General features: G+C 55.3%; 18 protein-coding genes. 9 read left to right on the top strand and 9 right to left on the bottom strand.

Features of this window, described 5'->3' with window-relative positions:
* Positions 1-12: 12 nt before the first annotated feature.
* Positions 13-1,233 (bottom strand): peptide antibiotic transporter SbmA, encoded by a 1,221-nt coding sequence (sbmA, locus tag HVZ37_RS05345; RefSeq protein ID WP_043001640.1) that lies wholly within the window; start codon positions 1,231-1,233, stop codon positions 13-15.
* A 118-nt stretch (positions 1,234-1,351) separates the two neighbouring features.
* The gene (locus tag HVZ37_RS05340; protein WP_099433859.1) at positions 1,352-1,885 is read right to left on the bottom strand and encodes an isochorismatase family protein; all 534 of its coding nucleotides are present in this window, start codon (positions 1,883-1,885) and stop codon (positions 1,352-1,354) included.
* 201 nt (positions 1,886-2,086) lie between these two features.
* On the opposite strand from HVZ37_RS05340, the gene ampH reads away from it, so the two are divergent.
* Positions 2,087-3,244 (top strand): D-alanyl-D-alanine-carboxypeptidase/endopeptidase AmpH, encoded by a 1,158-nt coding sequence (gene ampH, locus HVZ37_RS05335; RefSeq protein WP_044259053.1) that lies wholly within the window; start codon positions 2,087-2,089, stop codon positions 3,242-3,244.
* On the opposite strand, the gene iprA is transcribed toward ampH, so the two are convergent.
* Together iprA and ehaB are read right to left on the bottom strand one after the other, a co-directional pair.
* Entirely contained in the window at positions 3,245-3,868 is a 624-nt protein-coding gene (gene iprA / locus HVZ37_RS05330) for a hydrogen peroxide resistance inhibitor IprA (RefSeq protein WP_044328998.1), read from the bottom strand.
* 88 nt (positions 3,869-3,956) lie between these two features.
* The gene (ehaB, locus tag HVZ37_RS05325; protein ID WP_181628178.1) at positions 3,957-6,878 is read right to left on the bottom strand and encodes an autotransporter adhesin EhaB; all 2,922 of its coding nucleotides are present in this window, start codon (positions 6,876-6,878) and stop codon (positions 3,957-3,959) included.
* Between the two features lie 510 nt (positions 6,879-7,388).
* On the opposite strand from ehaB, the gene hemB reads away from it, so the two are divergent.
* Both hemB and HVZ37_RS05315 read left to right on the top strand, forming a co-directional pair.
* A complete protein-coding gene (hemB, locus tag HVZ37_RS05320) occupies positions 7,389-8,363 on the top strand; it encodes a porphobilinogen synthase (RefSeq protein WP_043001645.1) in 975 nt (324 codons plus the stop codon).
* A 120-nt stretch (positions 8,364-8,483) separates the two neighbouring features.
* Positions 8,484-10,205, top strand: coding sequence for a GNAT family N-acyltransferase (locus HVZ37_RS05315; RefSeq protein WP_043001646.1), 1,722 nt, complete (start codon positions 8,484-8,486; stop codon positions 10,203-10,205).
* A 42-nt stretch (positions 10,206-10,247) separates the two neighbouring features.
* Here the strand turns inward: HVZ37_RS05315 and tauD are convergent, their stop codons facing one another.
* Genes tauD through tauA form a run of 4 tightly spaced genes read right to left on the bottom strand, consistent with a single transcriptional unit; the run spans position 10,248 to position 13,661 of the window.
* Entirely contained in the window at positions 10,248-11,099 is an 852-nt protein-coding gene (gene tauD / locus HVZ37_RS05310) for a taurine dioxygenase (RefSeq protein WP_181628177.1), read from the bottom strand.
* Complete coding sequence (gene tauC, locus HVZ37_RS05305) at positions 11,096-11,923, bottom strand: taurine ABC transporter permease TauC (RefSeq protein WP_043001648.1); 828 nt, start codon at positions 11,921-11,923, stop codon at positions 11,096-11,098. The genes tauD and tauC overlap by 4 nt, the downstream gene beginning before the upstream one ends.
* Positions 11,920-12,687: a taurine ABC transporter ATP-binding subunit gene (gene tauB / locus HVZ37_RS05300; protein ID WP_109739927.1), complete on the bottom strand. Its 768-nt coding sequence runs from the start codon at positions 12,685-12,687 to the stop codon at positions 11,920-11,922. The genes tauC and tauB overlap by 4 nt, the downstream gene beginning before the upstream one ends.
* A gap of 11 nt (positions 12,688-12,698) precedes the next feature.
* Positions 12,699-13,661, bottom strand: a complete 963-nt coding sequence (gene tauA, locus HVZ37_RS05295; RefSeq protein ID WP_099433861.1) for a taurine ABC transporter substrate-binding protein — start codon at positions 13,659-13,661, stop codon at positions 12,699-12,701.
* Between the two features lie 997 nt (positions 13,662-14,658).
* Between tauA and HVZ37_RS05290 the strand changes: the two genes are divergently transcribed.
* The 6 genes from HVZ37_RS05290 to fbpC all read left to right on the top strand — a co-directional run bounded on the left by HVZ37_RS05290 (position 14,659) and on the right by fbpC (position 22,519).
* Positions 14,659-15,288: a response regulator transcription factor gene (locus HVZ37_RS05290; protein ID WP_043001651.1), complete on the top strand. Its 630-nt coding sequence runs from the start codon at positions 14,659-14,661 to the stop codon at positions 15,286-15,288.
* Positions 15,288-16,826 carry an MASE1 domain-containing protein gene (locus HVZ37_RS05285; RefSeq protein WP_181628176.1) on the top strand — a complete coding sequence of 513 codons (1,539 nt, stop codon included), beginning with the start codon at positions 15,288-15,290 and terminating at the stop codon, positions 16,824-16,826. The genes HVZ37_RS05290 and HVZ37_RS05285 overlap by 1 nt, the downstream gene beginning before the upstream one ends.
* Before the next feature lie 84 nt (positions 16,827-16,910).
* Positions 16,911-18,215 carry an MFS transporter family glucose-6-phosphate receptor UhpC gene (gene uhpC / locus HVZ37_RS05280; RefSeq protein WP_044268742.1) on the top strand — a complete coding sequence of 435 codons (1,305 nt, stop codon included), beginning with the start codon at positions 16,911-16,913 and terminating at the stop codon, positions 18,213-18,215.
* Positions 18,212-19,243, top strand: a complete 1,032-nt coding sequence (locus tag HVZ37_RS05275) for an ABC transporter substrate-binding protein (protein WP_043001654.1) — start codon at positions 18,212-18,214, stop codon at positions 19,241-19,243. Before uhpC ends, HVZ37_RS05275 begins: the two co-directional genes overlap by 4 nt.
* A gap of 139 nt (positions 19,244-19,382) precedes the next feature.
* The gene (locus tag HVZ37_RS05270; protein WP_044259080.1) at positions 19,383-21,461 is read left to right on the top strand and encodes an iron ABC transporter permease; all 2,079 of its coding nucleotides are present in this window, start codon (positions 19,383-19,385) and stop codon (positions 21,459-21,461) included.
* Positions 21,462-21,472: 11 nt separating this feature from the next.
* Entirely contained in the window at positions 21,473-22,519 is a 1,047-nt protein-coding gene (gene fbpC / locus HVZ37_RS05265) for a ferric ABC transporter ATP-binding protein (RefSeq protein WP_043001655.1), read from the top strand.
* 40 nt (positions 22,520-22,559) lie between these two features.
* On the opposite strand, the gene mmuM is transcribed toward fbpC, so the two are convergent.
* A complete protein-coding gene (gene mmuM, locus HVZ37_RS05260) occupies positions 22,560-23,492 on the bottom strand; it encodes a homocysteine S-methyltransferase (protein ID WP_090048901.1) in 933 nt (310 codons plus the stop codon).
* Between the last annotated feature and the right edge of the window lie 325 nt (positions 23,493-23,817).

The raw sequence follows: 23,817 nt of genomic DNA, 5'->3' as shown, positions 1-23,817 counted from the left end.
CGTTTCCTTTTGTTAACCAAGTGTGTGGGTGACAGCCTGAATATCCCGCTCGTCCAGTTCACGCTCAAAACTGCGCAGACGTTTATAGATAGACATCAGTTCAACCAGCGTTGTCCAAGAGTTGATCAGGTACTGGAACGCGCCCCGCACCTGGCTAAAGACGTTGGTAATTTGCGTCATCAGACCCAGGGTAATCGTACCGGCAACAATCGACGGAAACAGCAGGAACAACCCGAAAACGTTGTCCACCTGCAGGTAGAGAATGCGCGCGATATTAAAATACATGTAGTGGAAATAGAGACGGAAATAGTTCTGGCGAACCGCACTGAACAGCTCACGAACCGTCGGCGGCGTGGCGCGGTTGGCATCATCTTCCCCGTATACCAGCTCTTTACGATAAGCCGCTTCCACCCGCTGATTTTTAAATTCCAGTCCCGGGAGCTTGATCCCGACTACCGCCAGCATACCGGTGCCCATCAGTGACCAGACGATCGCCGCAATCACCAGGCCATAAGGCACATGACCGACTATCGGCAGTTCGGGCACGTGCGGAGAAAGCGCAACCAGCACCGGCAGGAAGGCGATTAGCGTCATGATAGCGTTAATAAAGCTCACGCCCATGCTTTCCAGCGTTGAGGCAAAACGCATGGTGTCTTCCTGCACACGCTGCGCGGCCCCCTCAATATGGCGCAAATGCTGCCACTGCGCCATGTAATATTCGTTCATCGCCGTACGCCAGCGGAACACATAGTGGCTGACAAAAAAGTTGTTAAGCACGCTAATCACCACGGCAATCAGCGCGATACCAAGAAAGATCCCCAGTTCGTTATAGAACTGGCTCATGGTGACCTTATGTGGTGCGCTGAGGGCGGTCTGGATCAGATCGTAAAATGGCGCATACCAGGCGTTGACGGCCACCCCGACTTCAACGAGAAACCAGGTGACGAAGATAATCAGCGAGGTGCCAAGAATTGACCAGTACTGCCAGCGATGCGGACTGTAGAGAAACCAGAACAGCGCAAACAGCCCGACACAGAGCACGTAGTAGGCATAAAAAATCAGGTAGCTCGGCGACCAGAAACGGGCGGCGCTGATAGGCACGGCGCCCGTTGCGCCAGTCATCCGCGCAACCCAGTCCCCACCACCGGCTTGCCAGAAAATAACCGCGACTATTGCCCAAATAAAAGCCGAAAGGAAAAAAGGACCCGGCTTTGGGAAAAAAGACTTAAACATGATGCTCTCCTGCTCACTTCTTATCGTTATGACAACTGCTGTGCTTCTGCCGCTGCGCGGACTAAAAATAAACGATCACAACAGGCGAAACCGCCCATTGTGACCAACATGGCGACGCTTAGTTCGTTTTCCAGTCCTGAAGAATTGTTTCGACGGGTTTCACACGTACCGGATTGCCCGGCACGATCAGATTGCGCCAGACATCATTATGGTGCGCAATCAGCGTCTGGGCAGGTGCAGCCGCGCGATGTGCGGTGGTGTGGGCATCTTCCGCAACCGTAATGCGATAACCCCGGCTGGCACCGTTTCTGATGGTGGTATCGACACAATAGTCCGTCGCACAGCCGCAGATGACAAAGTGTGAAATCGCCTGCTCGCGGAGCAACTGTTCGAGCGCCGTTTTGTAAAAAGCATCACAGGCGGTTTTCGTGACATATTTGGCGTTCACGGGTGTCTCCAGTTCAGGCAGCAGCGCAAACCCCGCGCTCCCCTCCTCCAGGCCACCCGCCTCGGTGTGTTGAATAAAAATCGTGAGATCGGCTGCCCGCGTCAATTGATTGATACGTTCCACACACGCATCCCGATTAATACGCGGCGTGGCAAACACGCCGATTTGCATATCAACAACCATCACAACCCGTTTTTCAGACATCGTCAGCCCCATCCAAGAGTGGTAATGAAAGATTATTGCACGCCCCGGATCACAAAAGCGGACTTTCTTTCGCGGCAAAAACGCTACGTTTACGCGTCGTTACGTTTTTCTCACTATCCTTGCTCTAATTAGCGCTTTGCAACAGGCGGTACAGTAGTATAAATACGCTTAGTTTTTTACTCTCATTCATGGACACCACCGTTGAAACGTAGTCTGCTTTTTTCTGCCGCGCTGTGTGCGGCGTCATTGACCTCAGTCCAGGCGGCTCAGCCTGTTGCCGAACCGGTTTTTGCGTCTGATATTGTCGAACGTTACGCCGAACATATTTTTTATGGCAGCGGCGCGACGGGGATGGCACTCGTCGTGATCGACGGAAACCAGCGTGTTTTTCGCAGCTTCGGTGAAACCCGTCCGGGCAATAACGTTCGTCCGCAGCTGGATTCGGTGATTCGCATTGCGTCACTCACCAAACTGATGACCAGTGAAATGCTGGTCAAACTGCTCGATCAGGGCACCGTAAAACTGAACGATCCGCTGAGCAAATATGCCCCCGTCGGCGCGCGCGTACCGTCGTATGAGGGAAAACCGATCACGCTGGTCAACCTGGCGACGCACACCAGCGCACTGCCCCGTGAACAACCCGGCGGCGCGGCAAAGCGCCCGGTATTTGTCTGGCCGACGCGTGAACAGCGCTGGAGCTATCTCTCCACGGCGACGTTAAAAGCCGCTCCGGGTTCACAGGCGGCCTATTCCAATCTGGCGTTCGACCTGCTGGCGGATGCGCTGGCAAACGCCTCCGGCAAACCCTATGCCCAGCTTTTTGAAGAGAAAATCACCCGCCCGCTGGGCATGAAAGACACGACCTATACTCCCTCTCCCGATCAGTGCAAACGTCTGATGGTCGCGGAGAAAGGGGCCAGTCCGTGTAATAACACGCTGGCAGCCATCGGCAGCGGCGGGGTTTATTCAACGCCGGGGGATATGATGCGCTGGATGCAGCAGTATCTTTCCTCTGATTTTTACCAGCGCAGTAATCAGGCCGACAGAATGCAAACGCTGATTTATCAGCGCGCGCAGTTAACGCGGGTAACCGGTATGGATGTCCCCGGCAAGGCCGATGCGTTGGGCTTAGGATGGGTCTATATGGCGCCGAAGAATGGACGCCCGGGCATTATTCAAAAGACCGGCGGTGGCGGAGGGTTCATTACCTATATGGCAATGATTCCGCAAAAAAATGTGGGTGCGTTTGTCGTTGTCACTCGCTCTCCGCTCACCCGCTTCACAAGCATGAGCGATGGTATTAACGAACTGGTGGTTGAACTGAGCGAAAATACACCGCGCGAGGTTCCTGCGTCTTAATTAATAATCTGAAGGCAAACGGTTTATTCCCACCAGTTTGCCTTTATTCATTTCGATGTAGCCGCCTTTTCGTAACGCCGCAAGGACCTCTGCTACCACGGAACGCGAAATTTGCGTGCGCTGATGAATATAACTCATCACCCCAATTTTTGAGCGTAAACCTTCATCCCACTCAATCATCGAGAAAAGGGTGGTTCGGATCTGTTCGTAGGAATTATTGCCAATTAACTGGCGATCGCGCTGCTGCAGGATACGGTTCTGCCAGGTCAGCCAGTAAAACGCCTCACGCCATAGCTGATATTCTTCAATAATCTCAATAGCTTGTGACGACGGCAGGTGATAGCCTGAACATAATCCCTCGCTGATGAGATCATAATGAGCATCATTTTTCATCACCCCATTGCTCAATCCCATAATGAAAGGGGCCTGGGCGATACCCACAAGAATATGTTCATTACGTCTTAATGAGATAATCCCCTCCAGAATCACTACCGTCGTGTCGGGATTTTTTTCAGTGGAATAAAGAAGATGTTTTGCATGGACATATTCAAAACGTGTCCCAAATTTTGACAACGACTTATCAAGCTGAGCAAATTCTTTTAACGGTTTATTCAGAGATAACATCTGCGCGTTCCTTGCAGTAATGCCCGCCAAATTCTTGACGGGCATTTTTTAGATTAACTACGCGATATCCATTTCCGTAAGGGAATGATTACCAGGTATATTTAACGCCTGCGTTAGCCGACCAGTCCTGATCAACATCGCCGCCGCCAAGGTAGTTCGCATCGGTATACGCGCTGAAGTTCTTGGTAAAGCTGAACTGCGTACCCAGCCCAACGCGAACCGCTGAACCTTTGGTGCCATTGTCGATTGAATCGCCGTTGACATCCGCATGGTTGCCCTGATCGTCATACACGTACGCCAGTTTGAAGTAAGGCGTCAGAGCCTGATCCTGGCTATAGGTGAAGGTATAGCCCGTATCTACACCCAGTTCATAACGCATGCTGTCGTAAGACTGACCATCAAGATGCATGTCGTTGCTCAAACGATAGTCGTCACCAGACTGGAACAGACCTGACACGCTGCCATACGGCGTAACATAACCCGCGTCACCCACTTTCCAGTCGTAGCCCACTTTCAAACCGAAGCCCCAGGCATCTGTTGACGTGTTGCCATCGACATACTGACCGTCACTCATATTGGCAGACAGATCGTTGTTGAAGTGAGAGTAGCTCAGGTTGCCATCCACAAAGACGTCATTGGCAAATCGGGCAGAGGAGTACAGGTAAGCAGACTGACTATCCTGATCTACCTGGCCGGTATGGTCGCTCATGTCGCCTTTAGCGAAACCAGCTGCCGCACCAACAATCCATTTAGCGTTGTTACCATCAACTTTGGTATCCACACCCACCATGATGCCGTTGACATCCTGGTCGTAATTGATGGTGCCATTGTCGCCGCTGAAACCGCCGCCGAAGTAGCTTACCCATGCGCCGCCGTTATCCGCCAGACCGTGGCGAGAGTTGGTCAGACGTGTTCCAACGGTATCCTGCTCCAGGTTCCAGGTATTGGTGTTCGCAGACGGGATGCTCAGCGCCATATTGGCATAGTCAGTCAGCTCCATCTGTTGCATAACAACCGTATTACCCTGCTGCTGAGCCTGGTACGTGTACGCCCCCAGGTCTGCTTTATTGGCCGCAGAGAAAGTCGCGGTGCTGTTCTTATCGTTAACGTAGATCAGCTCTTTGCCTTTGTAATCGGCAATGGAGCCTGCACCCGTGGCGTTATCGATACGCACTTTGTAGTTACCGGTTGCCGCCGCAATGCCGTCGCCCGCGTTATCCACTTCAGACTGGTCAGCGGTGTAAGCATCGCCGTTACCATTAATCGTCAGGTGACCATCGGAATTCATGCCGATAACACCGTAACCATAGTTAGACTTGCTGGTGTCTGCAGTGCGATCGTTGACCAGATCAGCGTTCAGAACGTAGTTGTTGCTGTGAAGGTCAAATACACCGGCATGCACATTGCCACCCGCATCGGTGGTGCTGGTCAGATTCAGGGTATCCGTCTGCAGCGCATAGTCCGCGCTGTTACCGACATCCAGAACACCGTCGTTTGTGACCTTAATGGTGTTGGCATACAGCGCAGCATCACCCACGCTCCAGCCTGAAGCCACATCATCAGCAATAGTCACGGTACTGTTGTCAACCGTCAGGGTATCTGTCGCGACATGACCATCTTCGTTAATGTTCAGCGCTGCGCCACCGGTCAGGCCAATGGTGTCAGAAACCAGCGATGAATCGCCGACGTTCACCACAGAACCGCTGTTGATGCTCAGCGTATCAATCAGAGAGGTTTTGGTGGTATCCCACTGTGAACCATTCTTCAGCGTGACGTTGAACAGACCGCTTTGATAAACCTCTTTCCCCACAACATGACCATTTTCGTCATAGGCGGTGTCGCCGTTATCAATGCCATACGTTGAGGTCGGCCACAGGCTGTTAGACGCGATATCAATCAGCGTAGCAGTCGCGTCAGTACCCGCAGCAACGCTGTCATACACACCGTCGCCATCGGTATCGACCTGGTGGACGGACATCGCCGCACCCACCCATTTACTACCGTTATCTAATGTCAGATCCAGACGATCGGTGCCATCCCAGCCGTTGGTATCCACATTTGCATCGGTATCACGATAGCTATCAGCGCCGTTCGGGAAGAAGTTTTCGTCAAAGTTGCTGGAGAAAACCACATCGCCCATCAGCGTAGAATTACTGAAAGTTGCGGTGGTCTGCATCGCATTGTCTGCCGCCGGATTTGCAATCACAGCTAATGCAATATCATCTGCGGTGTTTGTACCGCTGTAATCGCTGGCGTTACCGTTATTGCCGAACCAACCCGTGGTGCCTTCGTCAGACAATGAGCCTGAGGTCACGGTAGAGTCCTTCACCGTAATGGTGTTATTGAACACTTCATTGCTGTTTACGCCAGTGCTGACGGTATTATCGTCAACATCCTGCCATTCATAACCCTGAGTCAGGGTAATACCGGCAACATGGGAGTTGTTGCTGATAGCCAGGTCAACTTCCTGATCCAGGGTGATCGCGGTGCCCAGGTTGTAGACATCAACAACATGCGTATCTGCAGTGCCGTCGGTATGGGTGCCGTTGTAAGTATAATGTTCGTAGTTGTCGTCGATAGTTGAGTTATCAACGGTCAGCGCCAGACGATCATAAACATAGCCGGTCGCATCACGTCCGGCACAATCCTCCGTCATGCACTGTGAGGTAATCATTCCGTGAACAGTACTGTTTTTAATCGTCAGGCTGTTACTGTTGGTGTTGGTCGTCAGACCATCATCCAGATAGTACGTTGAAATCACACCGTTAACGGTCGCGTTATTGATGACCGGATAGATGTCTCCGTTATACACGCTATCGGTGCCGTAGTTATTCCAGCCGACATAGCCATCGTAGTACACACCATCCGCATAAGTCGCGTCGTTAAGGTGTTCAAAGGTGGTGTACGTCTTGCCAGAAATATCAGTTGAAGCATTCGCCTGAGAAGTGATTGCCAAAGTGCAGGCTAATGCTAATTGTGAGACTACAAGTTTCTTTTTCCAGGAGTGCATTTGTCATCCCTCCTCAGGGACGTAATAGTGTTGATCCATCAATATCAATGCATAGAAAACATTATGTTTCGCGAAGAGGATTATGCGGTGTCCACAATGAAAGGTTCAATTATTCTTTATCCGTAGTCCGAAAACGGACAATAACAAAAACCAGGAAAACACTCAGTTGAAAAATAAAAAATTACTTATAAATCAATGCAATAAAAATGAAAAAGACAAGGATACATATAATAAATCAATACTTAATGCAGCGAGCATTGATAATAACGAACAAATAAAAAACCAGCCAACCTAAATAAATAAAAACTCAAATAAATAGATATTCAAAATAACCAAACGAATAACAATCACACTTTCAAATATGAATTTTTAGCTATTCATATTAAAAAATTGCCATGCGATTTCTTTTATTTATTAATAAAACAAAACAATAAGGCCCATTTTCGTAAAACACTCGTCCGCGGCTTCAGGTATACTATGGCCTTCACTTTCACAAGCATCAGGCATCCCATGACAGACTTAATCCATCGCCCTCGCCGTCTGCGCAAATCTGCAGCGCTACGTGCCATGTTTGAAGAGACAACACTCAGCTTGAACGATCTGGTGTTGCCGATCTTTGTTGAAGAAGAACTCGACGACTACAAAGCGATTGAGGCCATGCCCGGCGTCATGCGCATCCCGGAAAAACACCTGGCGCGCGAGATTGAGCGTATTGCCAACGCCGGTATTCGTTCCGTCATGACCTTTGGCATCTCACACCATACCGATGACACCGGTAGCGATGCCTGGAAGGAAGACGGTCTGGTGGCGCGGATGTCGCGTATCTGCAAGCAGACCGTACCAGAAATGATCGTGATGTCAGACACCTGCTTCTGCGAATATACCTCCCACGGTCACTGCGGCGTGCTGTGTGAACACGGCGTCGATAACGACGCCACGCTGGCAAACCTGGGTAAACAGGCGGTTGTCGCGGCCGCCGCAGGCGCAGATTTCATCGCCCCTTCCGCGGCGATGGATGGTCAGGTGCAGGCGATTCGCCAGGCGCTGGATGCCGCAGGCTTTACCGACACCGCCATCATGTCCTACTCCACCAAATTTGCCTCGTCGTTCTATGGTCCGTTCCGCGAAGCGGCGGGCACGGCGCTGAAAGGCGATCGCAAAACCTACCAGATGAACCCGATGAACCGCCGTGAAGCGATTCGCGAATCGTTGCTTGATGAAGCACAGGGCGCGGACTGCCTGATGGTGAAGCCGGCGGGAGCCTATCTTGACGTACTGCGTGACATTCGTGAGCGCACAGAGCTGCCGCTCGGCGCGTATCAGGTCAGCGGCGAATACGCGATGATCAAATTTGCCGCTATGGCAGGCGCCATTGATGAAGAAAAAGTGGTACTGGAAAGCTTAGGCGCTATCAAACGCGCAGGCGCGGATCTGATCTTCAGCTACTTCGCACTGGATCTGGCAGAGAAAAAAATCCTGCGTTAAGTTTTCCCTGAACATGCCGGGTGGCCTCGCCATCCGGCCTTTCCCCAAAACGTCACCCAAACGTCATACCAGCGACACTTACCGCTTCTACTGTCAGCACAGGAAGAAGGAGGTGTTGTGATGTTCAGTCTCGATAACGTACTCAGCGACCTTTGGCCCGAGGCGAGAACCACGCCCTGGCAGAAAAAGGTGTTACAACGCGTATTGTATGAAAAAGAGTTCCAGCTGTTTGCCGCCCGCCATTGCCATCTGAAAGGCGTGGATATGGTGGAACAAGTCCTGGAACATCTCCAAATACGTTGTGAAATCCCCGAGCACCACATTGAAAACATCCCCGAAAATGGCCCTCTGATCATTATTGCCAACCACCCTACCGGGGCGCTGGATGGACTGGCGCTCATCTATGCCCTCTCCCGCGTACGGCGCGACATCAAAGTGGTGACTAACCGGCTGCTCTCCCATCTGGAACCTTTGAGTTCGTTGTTTATCCCGGTCGATAATATTCAGGGACGCACGCCCAAATCGTCGTTACAGCAAATGGATAGCCATCTGCAGACCGGCGGCGCGCTGGTTTTCTTCCCGGCAGGGGAAGTTTCGCGTCTGACGCTAAAGGGAATCGCTGAACGCCGCTGGCACTCCGGGTTTATCCGCATGGCAGAAAAGTACCGGACGCCGCTGCTACCGGTACATATTCAGGCCTATAACAGTCCGCTGTTCTATGCCAGCGGACTGGTTTCTTCCCGCGCCACGCTGCTGCTGTTAATGCAGCAAATGTTTCGCCGCCGTGGCAGCACGCTACCCGTACGTATAGGCCAACAAATTGCCTGGACGCAATGGTCTACCAGCAAAAGCAGCGTGCGCGAGCAGGCGGAAAAGTGCCGGGAGCACGTGATTGCGTTGGGCAAAGGCCGACCAGGTCTCTTTCGTACCGAATCGACAATCGCCCCGCCGGAAAACAGAGCGCGACTGAAACGCGAGCTGGCACAGGCGGAATGTCTGGGAATAACCGCCGACGGTAAGCACATTTATCTCTGGCAGCGCAACGGGCAAGAGGAAGCGACGGTCCTGCGCGAGCTGGGACGACTGCGTGAAATCGCCTTTCGCGCCGTGGGTGAAGGGAGCGGCAAGCGCAGAGATATCGATCGCTACGATGATGACTATCTGCATCTGATCTTATGGGACGAGGAGGATCTTGAGATCGTCGGCGCTTACCGGTTTATCCCCTGCGCACAACAACTGGAAAAGCAGGGGCTGGATGGACTCTACAGTCACAGTCTGTTTGATTACGATGAGCAGATGGCGGACATCATGAAACACGGTATTGAGCTGGGACGTAGCTTTATTCAGCCGCGCTACTGGGGACGTCGCGGGCTGGATTATCTCTGGTCAGGAATCGGCGCATACCTGGCGCGTTACCCGCAGTATCGTTACCTGTTCGGACCCGTGTCTATCTCCGGAGGATTACCGCCGGATGCGCGCGATCTGCTGGTTGCCTTCTATCGTCTGTGGTTCCCGCCCACGCATCCGCTGGCCGTCTCACGCCAGCCGTATCCCGCTTCGCTACCGGATGTGCTGGCGCAGTTTACCGGTAGCGACTACGCCGACGATCTGACGCGGCTGAAGTCGCTGCTGGGAAATCTGGGCTGCGGTATTCCCCCACTCTATAAGCAATACTCAGAGCTCTGCGAACCCGGCGGCGTACAGTTCATCGATTTCGGCAGCGATCCGGATTTTAACCACTGTGTCGATGGCCTGGTATTGGTGGATTTGACCCGTCTGAAGGCCAACCGTTATCAGCGCTATATTGAGGCACATTTATCACGCCATTGCCCGGTGACGTGACGCGTACCGGGCCGACAATGACATACCGGCCCGAGGCGGAAATTACGGCGCTCGATAAAACGGTTTATCCCCTAAAATCGTGGCCCGGTGCATAATACGCCGCTGCGGCAGGTAATCGGCGTTCGCATAATGCTGCGTCACACGATTATCCCAAATCGCCACATCATTCGGCTGCCAGCGCCAGCGCACCTGGAATTCCGGTTTCGTAATATACGCAAACAGAAAGCCAAGCAGCGCCTCACTCTCTTTCTCCGTGACGTCAACAATGCGCGTAGTGAAGCCTTCATTCACAAACAGCGCCTGTTTACCACTGATCGGATGGGTTCTTACCACCGGGTGCACCAGCGGCGGATGCTTTGCCACCGCTTCACGCCAGCGCTGATGCTCTTCCTCTGTTTTGCGGTATTTGTATTCCTGGAAGGACTTGCGGAAGTCATGCTCCGCCCGCAAACCGCTCAGCAACTGACGAAACGGCTCCGACAACGCCTCATACGCCGCAATGCCGCTGGTCCACAACGTGTCGCCCCCGGTTGACGGCAACGCTTTTGCCGCCAGAATCGCCCCGGCAGGCGGTGTCTCAATAAACGTCACGTCGGTGTGCCAATTGTCATTATCCGGCGGATTATCATTGTGAGTATCCAGCACGATAATCTCCTCGACGCCCTCCGCATGCGGATAGACCGGATGGATATGCAGATCGCCAAAGCGCTGGGCCAACGCCCGTTGCTGTTGTGGCGTAATGGCCTGTTCGCGCAGGAACACCACCTGATGGCGCAGTACCGCATGATAAAGCTGCTCAAACTGATTGTCGCTCAGCGGACGGGTCAAATCCGCCCCGGCGATCTGTGCGCCGATGTACGGCCCCAGCGGGGTAATGCTCAGACGTTCACTCATTGGACTTCTCCATGCCAGGGCGTCAGACGGCGCTGAAGCGCACGCAGACCCAGTTCTAAAATAAAGGCGATAATCGCAATCACCGCGATCCCCGCCAGCACCACGTCGGTCGCCAGAAACTCACCGGCCGACTGCACCATAAACCCTAACCCCCGCGTTGCCGCAATCAGCTCCGCCGCCACCAGCGTCGACCAGCCCACGCCAAGCCCAATGCGTAATCCGGTGAGGATCTCCGGCAGCGCGCCTGGCAGGATCACCAGCCACAGTACCTGCGCCCGGCTCGCGCCCAGCGATCGGGCGGCGCGGATCCGTACCTGCTGCGCGCTCTTCACCCCCGCCAGCGCCGACATGGCGACCGGGGCAAAAATTGCCAGGTAGATCAACAGGATCTTTGAAGTTTCGCCAATCCCGAACCAGATAACCATTAATGGCAGATAAGCCAGCGGCGGCACCGGACGATAAAGCTCGATGATCGGATCGAGAATGCCGCGTAGCGTCGGACTGAGCCCCATCGCAATCCCGACCGGAATACCGAACGCCACCGCAGCCAGCAGCGCCAGCACGATGCGGGTCAGGCTCGCGGCCAGATGCTGCCACAGCGTGGCATCCATAAATCCTTGCGGACCAGCGATGGTGATAAGCTTTTGCATCACCTGGTCCGGCGGCGGCAAAAACAACGGGCTTATCAGCTGCAGCGCGGCAACCGTCCACCACACCGCCAGAATCACCGTTAGCGTCGCCAGGCTCAGCGTAATCTGGCGCGAGAACGGCCAGCGCCATCTCAGTGGCCGTTGGCGCGGTTTGTCGTTGATCACCACACTCATGAGAAGGCCTCCCGTTGTTCAAAGACGCGGCTTAAGACATATTCGCGGGTCGCGATAAACTGCGGATCGGACTTAATGCTGCGGCTCGCTTCGCCTGCCACAAAGCGCCGGGCAAAGGTCAACGGCAGACGCTCCAGCACCCGGCCAGGTCCTGGTGACAACAGCACCAGTTCGGTCGCCATAAACACGGCTTCTTCAATATCATGCGTTATCAGCAGCACCTGCTTGCCGGTCTCATGCCAGAGTTTCAGCAGCAGGGTTTGCATCTGTTCACGAGTAAAGGCGTCCAGCGCGCCAAAGGGTTCATCCAGCAGCAACAGCCGTGGGTTCGCCGCCAGCGCGCGGGCAATGCCAACGCGCTGGCGCTGACCGCCGGAAAGCTGCCAGATGAAGCGTTTTCCCGCACCTTCCAGCCCCACTTTTTTCAACATATCCTGAGCGATGCTGACACGCTGCGCTTTCCCGATGCCCGCCAGTTGCAGACCCAACGCGACGTTATCCTGCACGTTGCGCCACGGCAGCAGCCCTTCGTGCTGAAACACCACGCCGCGCTCTGCCCCCGGCCCGTCAACGCGTTTTCCCGCCAGCTGAATGCTACCGTGTTGATACGGTACAAATCCGGCAATCAGGTTCAGCAGCGTCGTTTTGCCACATCCCGAAGGCCCCAGCACCACCAGCAGTTCACCGCTGTCGAGCGTCAGATTGATATCTTCCAGCGCCGGTTTACCACCGTAATCGGCGTACAGATGAGAAAGTTGCAGCATCAGCACCTCCTTTATTGCACGAAGCGGTCGGTGACGTACTGGCTGTAATCGCTTGCCACCGCAGGCACCTTGCCCTGCTCTTTCAGAAACTGCGCGGTGTCGATAATCGCGTTGTTCACCGGTCCGGTTAGCTCAGCCGTCTGCTGCTGGGGAGTGAGATAGGTATTGCCTTTTACCAGTCCCGGCACATCGGCTTCCGGAACGCCGCTCAGACGCGACAGCTTGCTGATGTTCTCCGGTTGCTTCAACCATTCGTCGGGATTGGCGATATAGGACTGCTGCGCGTCGATGGCGCTTTTCGCGAAGGCTTTCACTACCTCCGGATGCTTCTCGGCAAAGTCTTTGCGCACGACCCACACATCCAGCGTCGGTGCGCCCCACTCACCGACTTTTTCCGAGTCGGTCAGCACCTTGCCGTCTTTTTCCAGCGCGTTAACGGCAGGTGCCCAGACGTAGGCACCATCAATATCTCCGCGCTGCCAGGCGGCGATAATCGCTGGCGGCTGCAGGTTCACAATCTCCACCTGACCGGGTTTAATCCCCCAGTGTTTTAACGCGGCCAACAGGCTGTAGTGGGTGGTGGAGATAAACGGCACCGCGATGCGTTTGCCGATCAGATCCTCGGGTTTACCAATCGTTTTTTTCACCACCAGCGCTTCGGAGTTACCGAGTTTTGACGCCAGCAGGAAAACCTCGATCGGCACCTGTTGACTGGCGGCGACCGCCAGCGGACTGGAGCCGAGATTGCCGATCTGTACGTCGCCGGAGGCCAGGGCGCGCACAATACTCGCGCCGCTGTCGAATTTACGCCAGTCGACGGTGGCCCCACTCTCTTTGGCGAAGGTGTTATCCGCCTGGGCCACTTTTGCCGGTTCAGCGGAGGTTTGATACGCGACGGTGACGTTCACCGCCTGCGCCTGAAAGGTGATGAATGCCAGTGCGGCAAGAAGTGTATTACGCGATGAAACGGCCATAGTGTCTGCTCCCCTGTCTTGTTATGGAGGCAGTATTTCGTTGTGGCCGGATTTGATAAAGGAATTAAAAATTCTTGCTAAGAACAAAGCGTTTTTAGAAAAAAAGTGGGAATGGTTAGTTGGGATATGACTTTCATGTCACCGTATCAAACGGTTCCGTTCGCCTTGTATTTCTAACCGTGGAACAGACGTTTTCATGTCACTTCATCAAAGGGTTCCGTTCGCCCTACGAACCGTGATTCTCTGGACGTAAATTTTCCGCGAACGTGTTAAGGAGGCTCGTCGCCGCCTCCTTAACAATCCTGGCTCCCGGCAGGAAAATTGTCGCTTCGCGATACCCTCCGCTTATTCCTCCAGGCTACCGGGCCGGGCGCGACTCAGCTCCCTGCTTCGCGCGCCCTGAACCCGCATCCCTGCGGGTTCTCCCGGCCCTCCGGAAACACGTCGGCAATTTTCAGCCGGACCCATCCACACCTGACCATCTCTGCGGTTTGCTTTTTTTACAGCGAAATGAATTTACCTGAAGAGCAGAGAATCGAAGCGGTGCCATTGGTCCGGCGTGAAAATCGATGAGCCGTTGACGGCTGCCCGGGTCCGCCCGCAGGGAAGCGGGCGGAGGGGTCGGCCTGCAGGGATGCAGGCTCGACCCCGACCCGAAAGGCAGACGACATAAGGCGAATGGACCACGAAGTGGCGATTTTCCTTGCCGGGAGCCGGGATTGTTAAGGGCGTGGCGGAGAACGCCCTTAACACGTTCGCGGGTGAGTAAGTTCCAAAGAAGCAATAGTCATAAAGCGAACGAAACCCTTTGATGAAGTGACATGGAAATGCCTGACACTTTGTGGAACCGTTTGATGAAATAACAGGAAAAACGCATACCACCAGCGCCCCCAAATATTGCCATTTTGTTACATTCATTCCATAACTGTACCTGATTGATTGCCAGCGCAGCGGCGCCAGGCATCATAGGATCATTATCCGGCAAGAGAGCAATATCATGATACGTGTGGTGCTGGTGGACGACCATGTGGTGGTGCGTTCCGGCTTTGCGCAGTTACTCAGTCTCGAAGAAGACCTCGACGTCGCAGGCCAGTACAGCAGTGCGGCGGAAGCCTGGCCTGCGTTGTTGCAGGACGACGTTAACGTTGCGGTGATGGACATCGCCATGCCGGACGAAAACGGTCTGAGCCTGCTGAAACGCCTGCGGGCACAGAGGCCGCAATTTCGCGCCATTATTCTTAGCATCTATGACACACCAGCCTTCGTGCAGAGCGCGCTGGATGCGGGAGCCAGCGGTTATCTGACCAAACGCTGCGGGCCGGAAGAGTTAGTGCAGGCCGTCCGCTCCGTTGGACTGGGGGGACATTACCTCTGCGCGGATGCGCTGCGGGCGTTGCGTGGTGGAGAACCGCCATCACCGGTACTGGAAGTTCTGACACCACGCGAACGGGAAGTGTTTGATTTACTGGTCAAAGGCGACAGCGTTAAGGAGATTGCCTTCAAACTCGATCTCAGCCATAAAACGGTCCATGTCCATCGCGCCAACGTGCTGGGCAAGCTGAACTGTCACAGCACCATCGAGCTGGTTCATTTCGCTCTCGACCATCAGTTACTGGCGGGGCATTGATGTCGCACAACCTCCGCCACGTCGTCATTTCACTGTTTATTGTGCTGGCCTGGGGTACCGGTTGGCTGATGCTGTGGACGCTTGGTTTTTATCTGACCCACAACGGCCAGCAGGCGGCCCTGTTCCTGCCGCACGGCGTCTACCTGGCGCTGCTGATCCTGCTTTCACGCCGCTACTGGCTCGCGCTGGTGCTGCCACCGATGATGATGTTCTGGCTGCACAGCGAGCAACTGCTCAATGGTTATATTCTGCTGACCACACCGCTTATCAGCATGATTCCCGCCAGCCTCGCACAGACTTTCTGGTACCGTTTCCCTCTTTACTGGCAGCGGCTGACGCTGCTGCTGTCCACGGTAACAGCCGCCTCATTGCTCAACGCCGCTCTGCTGTCGCCGTTTGTCAAAAGTCCGGCGATGCTGCTCGGGCTGGCGTCCTTTACCGGTGGCGTGCTACTGACGCCGTTCGTTTATCTGATCTTCGAGTTTCTGCGCCAGCAGCATCGCTATCACCTGCTGGGTCTGGACACCAATAACCCGCCGCTGCGTACCTCGCTCATCATCTGGTGCAGCCTGTTTTTTATCATTGGCATTGGCACCCAGATGGTGCTGTCGCCAGAGATTGAACGCCTGCTGTTGATTGTGGTGTTTCTGCCCAACGTGGTGATGGCGTGGAAATTCGGCTGGCAGGGTGGCGTGCTCTCGGGGCTACTCGGCAGCATGATGATCACCATCGCCCGCCAGATTGGCGTGGGCTTCAGCAATCTGATTGAACTGGAGATTTTTCTCGCGACACAGTCACTGCTCGGTATTGGTCTGGGGATCGCCATCAGTCGTCAGCAGCATCTGGCGCAAAACCTGCACCATTATCGCCGGCGTCTGGAAGCGGAACTGGCGGCGCGGCGCGCGCTGGCCGAGAAACTGGTGCATACCGAAGAGGATACGCGCAAGAGCCTGGCGCGCGAACTGCATGACGAGATTGGGCAGAACATCACCGCCATTCAGATCCAGTCGCAACTGGTAAAACGGGCGCACGATCCGGCGCAAGCCCAGGCCGCCGCCAGCCAGATCAACGATCTCGCCCGGCGAATCCATCACTCCACCCGCCAGTTGTTGCGCCAGCTTCGCCCACCCGCGCTGGACGAACTGTCGTTCAAAGAGGCGCTGCTCCACCTGCTCAACGAGTTTGCCTTTACGGAACGCGGCATTCACTGCCAGTTTGACTATCTGCTTACCGCCACGCCCGAGAATGAAACGGTGCGCTTCACTCTCTATCGACTGTTACAGGAGTTGCTCAACAACATCTGTAAACACGCCGGGGCCAGCGAAGTACGAATTGTTCTGCGTCAGCAGGGAGATATGCTGCATCTGGACGTGTCCGACAACGGCGTGGGGATCAGTGCAGACAAGATAGCCGGTTTTGGCATTCAGGGAATGCGCGAGCGGGTCAGCGCCCTCGGGGGTGAACTGGCGCTGGAATCGCGGCACGGTACGCGGGTAAGTGTTAACTTGCCCACAAATTTGCAACAAATCGCCTTCTGACCAGGAAAAAGTCTTAGTCACTCCGGACTTTCTCTCATCCCCTTTCGGTTTCTCTTTCTTATAGTCAACAAAACGGAGACGGCTATGCACGCAGGCGCAGCAACTGACATCACACAACGTTACCGGACGCTGCGTCCCCGGCTGCTGATGTACATGGTCATCGGTTACGCCGCGTTTTACCTGACGCGTAAAAGCGTTAACTACGTGCTGCCAGCGCTGCAAACCGATCTCGGGCTGGATAAAAGTGACATCGGTCTGCTGGGTTCCTTGTTTTATCTGACCTACGGCCTGTCGAAATTTACCGCCGGGTTGTGGCATGACAGCCACGGACAGCGTTGGTTTATGGGCGCGGGACTGTTCGCTACTGGCCTGTTGAACGTGGTGTTTGCTTTTGGCGAGTCGCTGACGCTGCTGCTGGCAGTCTGGACGCTGAACGGTTTTTTTCAGGGCTGGGGATGGCCGCCCTGTGCTCGCCTGCTGACCCACTGGTATTCGCGTAACGAACGCGGCTTCTGGTGGGGCTGCTGGAATATGTCGATCAACATTGGCGGGGCGATTATCCCGCTGATTAGCGCCTTCGCCGCCCACTGGTGGGGCTGGCAGGCCGCAATGCTGATGCCAGGGATAATTAGCATGGCGCTGGGAATGGGGTTAGCGCTGCAACTGAAAGGCACGCCCCAGGAAGAGGGGTTACCGTCCGTCGGCAACTGGCGTAACGATCCGCTGGAGCTGCGCCAGGAGCAACAGAGTCCACCGATGGGACTGTGGCAAATGCTGCGTACCACGATGCTGAAAAACCCGATGATCTGGCTGCTGGGCGTTTCGTATGTACTGGTCTATCTGATCCGCATTGCGCTTAACGACTGGGGCAACATCTGGCTGACGGAAAGCCACGGCGTCAACCTGCTCAGCGCCAACGCCACGGTGATGCTGTTTGAAGTCGGCGGACTCCTCGGCGCGCTGTTTGCCGGCTGGGGGTCGGACCTGCTGTTTAGCGGTCAGCGGGCGCCGATGATTTTGCTGTTTACGCTGGGCCTGATGGTCTCTGTCGCCGCGCTATGGCTGGCACCCGTTCATCATTACGCCCTGCTTGCTGTCTGTTTCTTTACGGTGGGCTTTTTTGTCTTTGGTCCACAAATGTTGATTGGTCTGGCGGCGGTGGAATGCGGACACAAAGCGGCTGCAGGCTCAATCACTGGTTTTCTCGGCCTGTTCGCCTATCTGGGGGCAGCGCTGGCGGGCTGGCCTCTGTCGCTGGTCATTGAACGCTACGGCTGGTCGGGGATGTTCAGTTTGCTCTCGGTCGCCGCCGTACTTATGGGTTTACTGCTGATGCCGCTGCTGATGGCGGGCATCACCACCACTCTCAGTCAAAGGATAAAACAATGAAAATGACCCTTACCTCTACTCTGATTGCCTCCGCCGTTGCGCTGGCGACCTTATCGGGCGCCGCACACGCGAAAGGGCGTCTGGTGGTGTATTGCAGCGCCACCAACGAGATGTGCGAAGCGGAAACCAAAGCCTTTGGGGAAAAATATGACGTGAAAACGTCGTTTATTCGCAACGGCTCCGGCAGCACGCTGGCAAAGGTTGATGCCGAGAAGAAAAACCCGCAGGCTGACGTCTGGTACGGCGGCACGTTGGATCCACAATCTCAGGCCGGTGAAATGGGTCTGCTGCAGCCGTACAAATCCCCTAACCTGGAACAGGTCATGGAGAAATTCCGCGATCCGGCGAAAGTGAAAGGCAACCTCTCGTCAGCGGTCTACGTGGGGATCCTCGGTTTTGGCGTCAACACTCAACGTCTGAAAGAGAAAAACCTGCCGGTGCCGAAATGCTGGAAAGACCTGACCAAACCGGAATACAAAGGTGAAATTCAGATTGCCGATCCGCAAAGCTCCGGTACGGCCTACACCGCACTGGCCACTTTCGCCCAACTCTGGGGTGACGATCAGGCCTTTGATTACCTGAAACAACTGAACGCCAACGTCTCGCAGTACACCAAATCCGGTATTGCCCCGGCGCGTAACGCGGCTCGTGGCGAAACCGCCATCGGCATTGGCTTCCTGCATGACTACTCGCTGGAAAAAGAACAGGGCGCACCGCTGGAGCTGATCTCTCCGTGTGAAGGTACCGGTTATGAAATCGGCGGCGTCAGCATCCTGAAAGGGGCACGTAACCTCGACAACGCCAAACTGTTTGTCGATTGGGTACTGTCAAAAGACGCCCAGGAACTGGCGTGGAAGAAAGGCAAGTCCTATCAGATCCTGACCAATACCACCGCCGAAACCTCGCCGAACTCGCTGAAGCTCGACGACCTGAAGCTTATCAACTATGACATGGATAAATACGGTTCAACGGATGTCCGTAAAGCGTTGATCAATAAATGGGTCAGCGAAGTGAAGATGGGTAAATAAGCCCACACGATGACTTCCTGACGTTAAGGTTACGTAGGCCGGGTAAGGCAACGCCGCCCCCCGGCAATCATCGTCACCCTGAATGCCGGATGGCGCTCACGCGTATCCGGCCTACTCGGGATTGAACACCGGAAAACGTATGTCACACACACTTGCACTCCATCCTGTGAAAAAGCGGGATGCGATATTCCTTTGGGTTTTACTCGGCTGGCTGGCATTCGTTCTGCTGCCGAGCTGGAGCCTGGATTACGGTCTGCTGGAGTCCACGAGCGATGAAATCCTCGAGGCCTACGGCTGGTCACGGTTCAATATCAGTTGGCTCTGGTATCTGCTGCCGAGCCTGCTGCTGGTACGCCCGTTCCACGAAGCCAGACGCGAACAGCGCAGCCGCCACACCCTCGATGCGGGCTGGGCGCTGTTGTGTATGGCGTTTATCGTCATCAGCGCCACCGTTGAAGGGCGCGGTTTAGGCTACGCCACTATCGTGCTGTTTGTCGCGCTGGGGGCGATCATGACGCTGGCGCTGACCCGCCTCGAATGGCTGGGCGGCGACCGGTTTGTGATCGGTTCGCTGGTCACTATCGTGGCGCTCATCGGCATCTTTATCGTCTGGCCGAGCATCGCCATTTTCATCCCAATGTTCACCAACGACGCCGGGGAGTTCGCGCCGCTGGCGTTTATGAATGTGCTGTCGCAGGCGCATATCATTCAGGTGATCCTCAACTCTATCGCCCTGTCGATTGCGGTAGGTATCGGTTGTACTTTCTTCGGTCTGGTACTGGCGATTTATACTACCCGCATCGCTCAGCGAAGCGCCATTATTGGGCGTATCTTTTCGATTCTGCCGATCGTCACACCGCCGTTTGTGGTGGGGCTTGGCGTCACGCTGATGATGGGCCGTTCCGGCTATGTGACCGAATTAATGGTCGACTGGTTCGGGTTGACGAACACCAACTGGCTGTACGGATTTACCGGCATCTGGCTGGCACAGGTGCTGGCGTTTACCCCAATGGCATTTATGATCCTCGACGGCGCGATCAAAACCATTCACCCGTCGCTGGAAGAAGCGTCATATACCCTGCGCGCCAGCCGCTGGCAGACGTTTAACGGCGTGTTTGTCCCACTGCTGAAACCGGCGCTGGCGAACGCCTTCCTGATTGTCATCGTGCAGTCGCTGGCCGACTTCAGTAACCCGTTGGTGCTCGGCGGGAACTTCGACGTGCTGGCAACGCAAATTTACTTCTACATCACCGGCTCACAGCTTGATTACCAGGCCGCCAGTACGCTGGGTGCGTTCCTGCTGCTGTTCTCGCTGCTGGTGTTCTGTGTACAGTACATGTGGATTGGCAAGCGCTCTTACGTCACCGTTTCCGGGAAATCGTACCGTGGCGACGTCCAGCCGCTGCCGGTGACGCTGGTCTGGAGCGTGGTGGCTATTCTGGCGATATGGATTGCCTTTAACGCCCTGCTCTATGGCAGCATTTTCTACGGCAGCTTCACCGTGAACTGGGGCGTGGACTACACCCTGACGCTGGATAACTTCATCAAACTGTTTGGTCAGGGGATGAGCGACGGCGCATGGCCTTCCTTGCTCGACACCCTGCTCTATGCCGGCATTGCCGCGCCGATCACCGCCGCCTTCGGTCTGCTGATCGCCTGGATTGTGGTGCGCCAGCAGTTCAAAGGCAAAAAGACTATCGAGTTCACCACCATGTTGTGCTTTGCCGTACCGGGCACCGTGGCGGGCGTTTCGTACATCCTTGCCTTTAACAGCGCTCCGGTATACCTCACCGGCACGGCGGCGATTGTCATTATCTCGATGGTGATGCGTAACGTCCCGGTCGGTATTCGCGCCGGGATCGCCGGACTCGGCCAGATCGATAAATCACTGGACGAAGCCTCGCTCAGTCTGCGTGCCGGGAGCTTACGCACCATCACGCACATTCTGTTGCCGCTGCTGCGCCCGGCCATTCTCTCGGCGCTGATCTACAGCTTCGTGCGCGCCATCACCACCGTCAGCGCGATTGTCTTCCTCGTTACGCCGGACACCCGCGTAGCAACGGCCTACATTCTGAACCGTGTGGAAGACGGCGAGTACGGCGTGGCGATTGCCTACGGGTCGATTCTGATCGTGGTCATGCTGGCGATTATTTTCATCTTTGACTGGCTGATTGGAGAAGCGCGTATTTCCCGGTCTAAAGCCAAAAACCAGGCGTAATGGAGCGCACTATGAGTCAGAAAAATTTCGTTGAACTGCGCAACGTCACTAAACGATTCGGCAGCAACACGGTCATCGACAATATCAATCTCACCATCCCGCAAGGGCAGATGGTGACGCTGCTTGGCCCGTCCGGCTGCGGCAAGACCACCATTCTGCGCCTGGTCGCCGGTCTGGAAAAACCGAGCGAAGGTCAAATTTTTATTGATGGCGAAGACGTCACTCATCGTTCTATTCAGCAGCGCGATATTTGTATGGTGTTCCAGTCGTATGCTCTGTTCCCACATATGTCGCTGGGGGAAAACGTCGGCTACGGTCTGAAGATGCTGGGCGTGTCGCGCGCCGATGTGAAGACGCGGGTGAAAGAGGCGCTGGCAATGGTCGATCTGGAAGGATTCGAGGACCGCTATGTTGATCAGATCTCCGGCGGTCAGCAGCAGCGCGTGGCGCTGGCGCGCGCGCTGATCCTCAAACCGAAGGTGCTGTTATTTGACGAACCGTTGAGTAACCTCGACGCCAACCTGCGCCGCAGCATGCGCGATAAGATCCGCGAGCTGCAAAAGCAGTTTGATATCACCTCGCTGTACGTTACCCACGATCAGAGCGAAGCCTTTGCGGTTTCCGACACCGTGCTGGTGATGAACAAGGGGCATATCATGCAGATCGGTTCGCCGCAGGATCTCTATCGCCAACCCGCCTCCCGTTTTATGGCGAGCTTTATGGGTGACGCCAACCTGTTCCCGGCGACCTTCAGCGAAGCCTCTGTTGATATCTTTGGTTATCGCCTGCCTCGACCGGCGCACTTTGTGGCTCAGGGCACCGGCACCGTTGGCGTCAGGCCGGAAGCGATCACCTTAAGCGATCGCGGAGAGGAGAGTCAGCGCTGTGTGATTCGTCATGTCGCCTATATGGGACCACAGTATGAAGTCACGGTGGAGTGGCACGGACAAGAGATCCTGTTACAGGTCAACGCTACACGCCTGCAGCCGGATGTCGGTGAGACGTACTATCTGGAAATCCACCCGTACGGCATGTTTGTGTTAGCGGATGCGGCATGATGCAATGCCGGGTAAGGCATCAGCCACACCCGGCACAAACTCAACGTTGCGCGTTCAGCGCGGCAATATCCTCTGGCGTGGTGCGACAGCACCCGCCAATCAACTTCGCCCCGGCCGCCTGCCACTGCGGCAGGTAATCCGCCAGGCGCGCACACGATTCATCATGATGATGCCAGCTTTTGCTGCTCGCATCGTAATGCTCTCCGCTGTTCGGATAGACCACCAGCGGCAGCGCCGTTAACCCGTGCAGATGCTGCAAAGCGGCGGTGGCCTGTTGCAGGGCAATACAGTTGATCCCCACCGCCACCGTCTGCGGATAGTGTTCGAGAAACGTCACAACCTCGCGTAGCGGCGTGCCGTCGCTCAGATGCTCGCTGTCGCGCAGGGTAAAAGAGTACCACGCTCGCGCACGCGGATATGCGGTTAACAACGCCGCCAGTGCCTGAATCTCGGCAAAATTTGGTAGCGTTTCGCAGGCCAGCAGATCGACTCCGGCATCCAGCAACGCCTCCACGCGCGGACGGTGAAACGCCTGAAAATCTTCGCCGCTCAGCATGTAATCTCCGCGATACTCCGAACCATCAGCCAGAAATGCGCCGTAAGGCCCAACCGAACCGGCGACCAGCAGCGTGCCCGCCTGCGGATTTTCTGCCAGAAACGCCTCACGCGCTTTACGCGCCAGCTCAACACTTTTCCCAATCAGCGCTTTCGCCTGCGCCTCATCAAAGCCGCAGGCGGCAAATCCCGCTGGCGTCGCCTGATAGCTGGCGGTGATGGCGCACTGCGCCCCCGCCCGAAAATAGTCAAGGTGCACTTCGCGGATAAGCTCCGGGTTTTCCAGCAGGATTTTCGCTGACCATAGGCTGTCGGCTAAATGGCATCCACGCGCTTCCAGCTCCGTCGCCAGTGCGCCATCCAGCAACAGGAAATCCTGCTTATCCAGGAGTGCACTTAACGGATTATATTGCGACATGATAAGGCTCCTGTTTTGCGAACGAGAACAGTCACCATAACACAGCGTCAGCGACGGGGATCCGCGCTCGCACGCAATTCCCGACATACCGTCAGCGTTGCACCAGTCGTAAAAACCCGCGCCGGGCGCTTAATGCAGGATCAGGAGTCACAATCAGATACAGAATGGGTCGCCAGCTCATAACACCTCCACTTCATGGGGTTATCTACACTCTGGCAGGGGCAAAGCAGCCTGACACTAAGACAAAAGTAGGAATGCTGTGCTATTGCTCATACCACAACGTGCGGGGCAAGTAAGAGAGAAACAGCCCTCCCGGCAAAAAAGC

Source organism: Citrobacter sp. RHB35-C17 (assembly GCF_013816795.1).
Classification (GTDB): Bacteria; Pseudomonadota; Gammaproteobacteria; order Enterobacterales; family Enterobacteriaceae; genus Citrobacter_A; species Citrobacter_A amalonaticus.
Note: the sequence above shows the minus strand (reverse complement) of the source record. Positions and strands in the feature narration are given on the sequence as shown.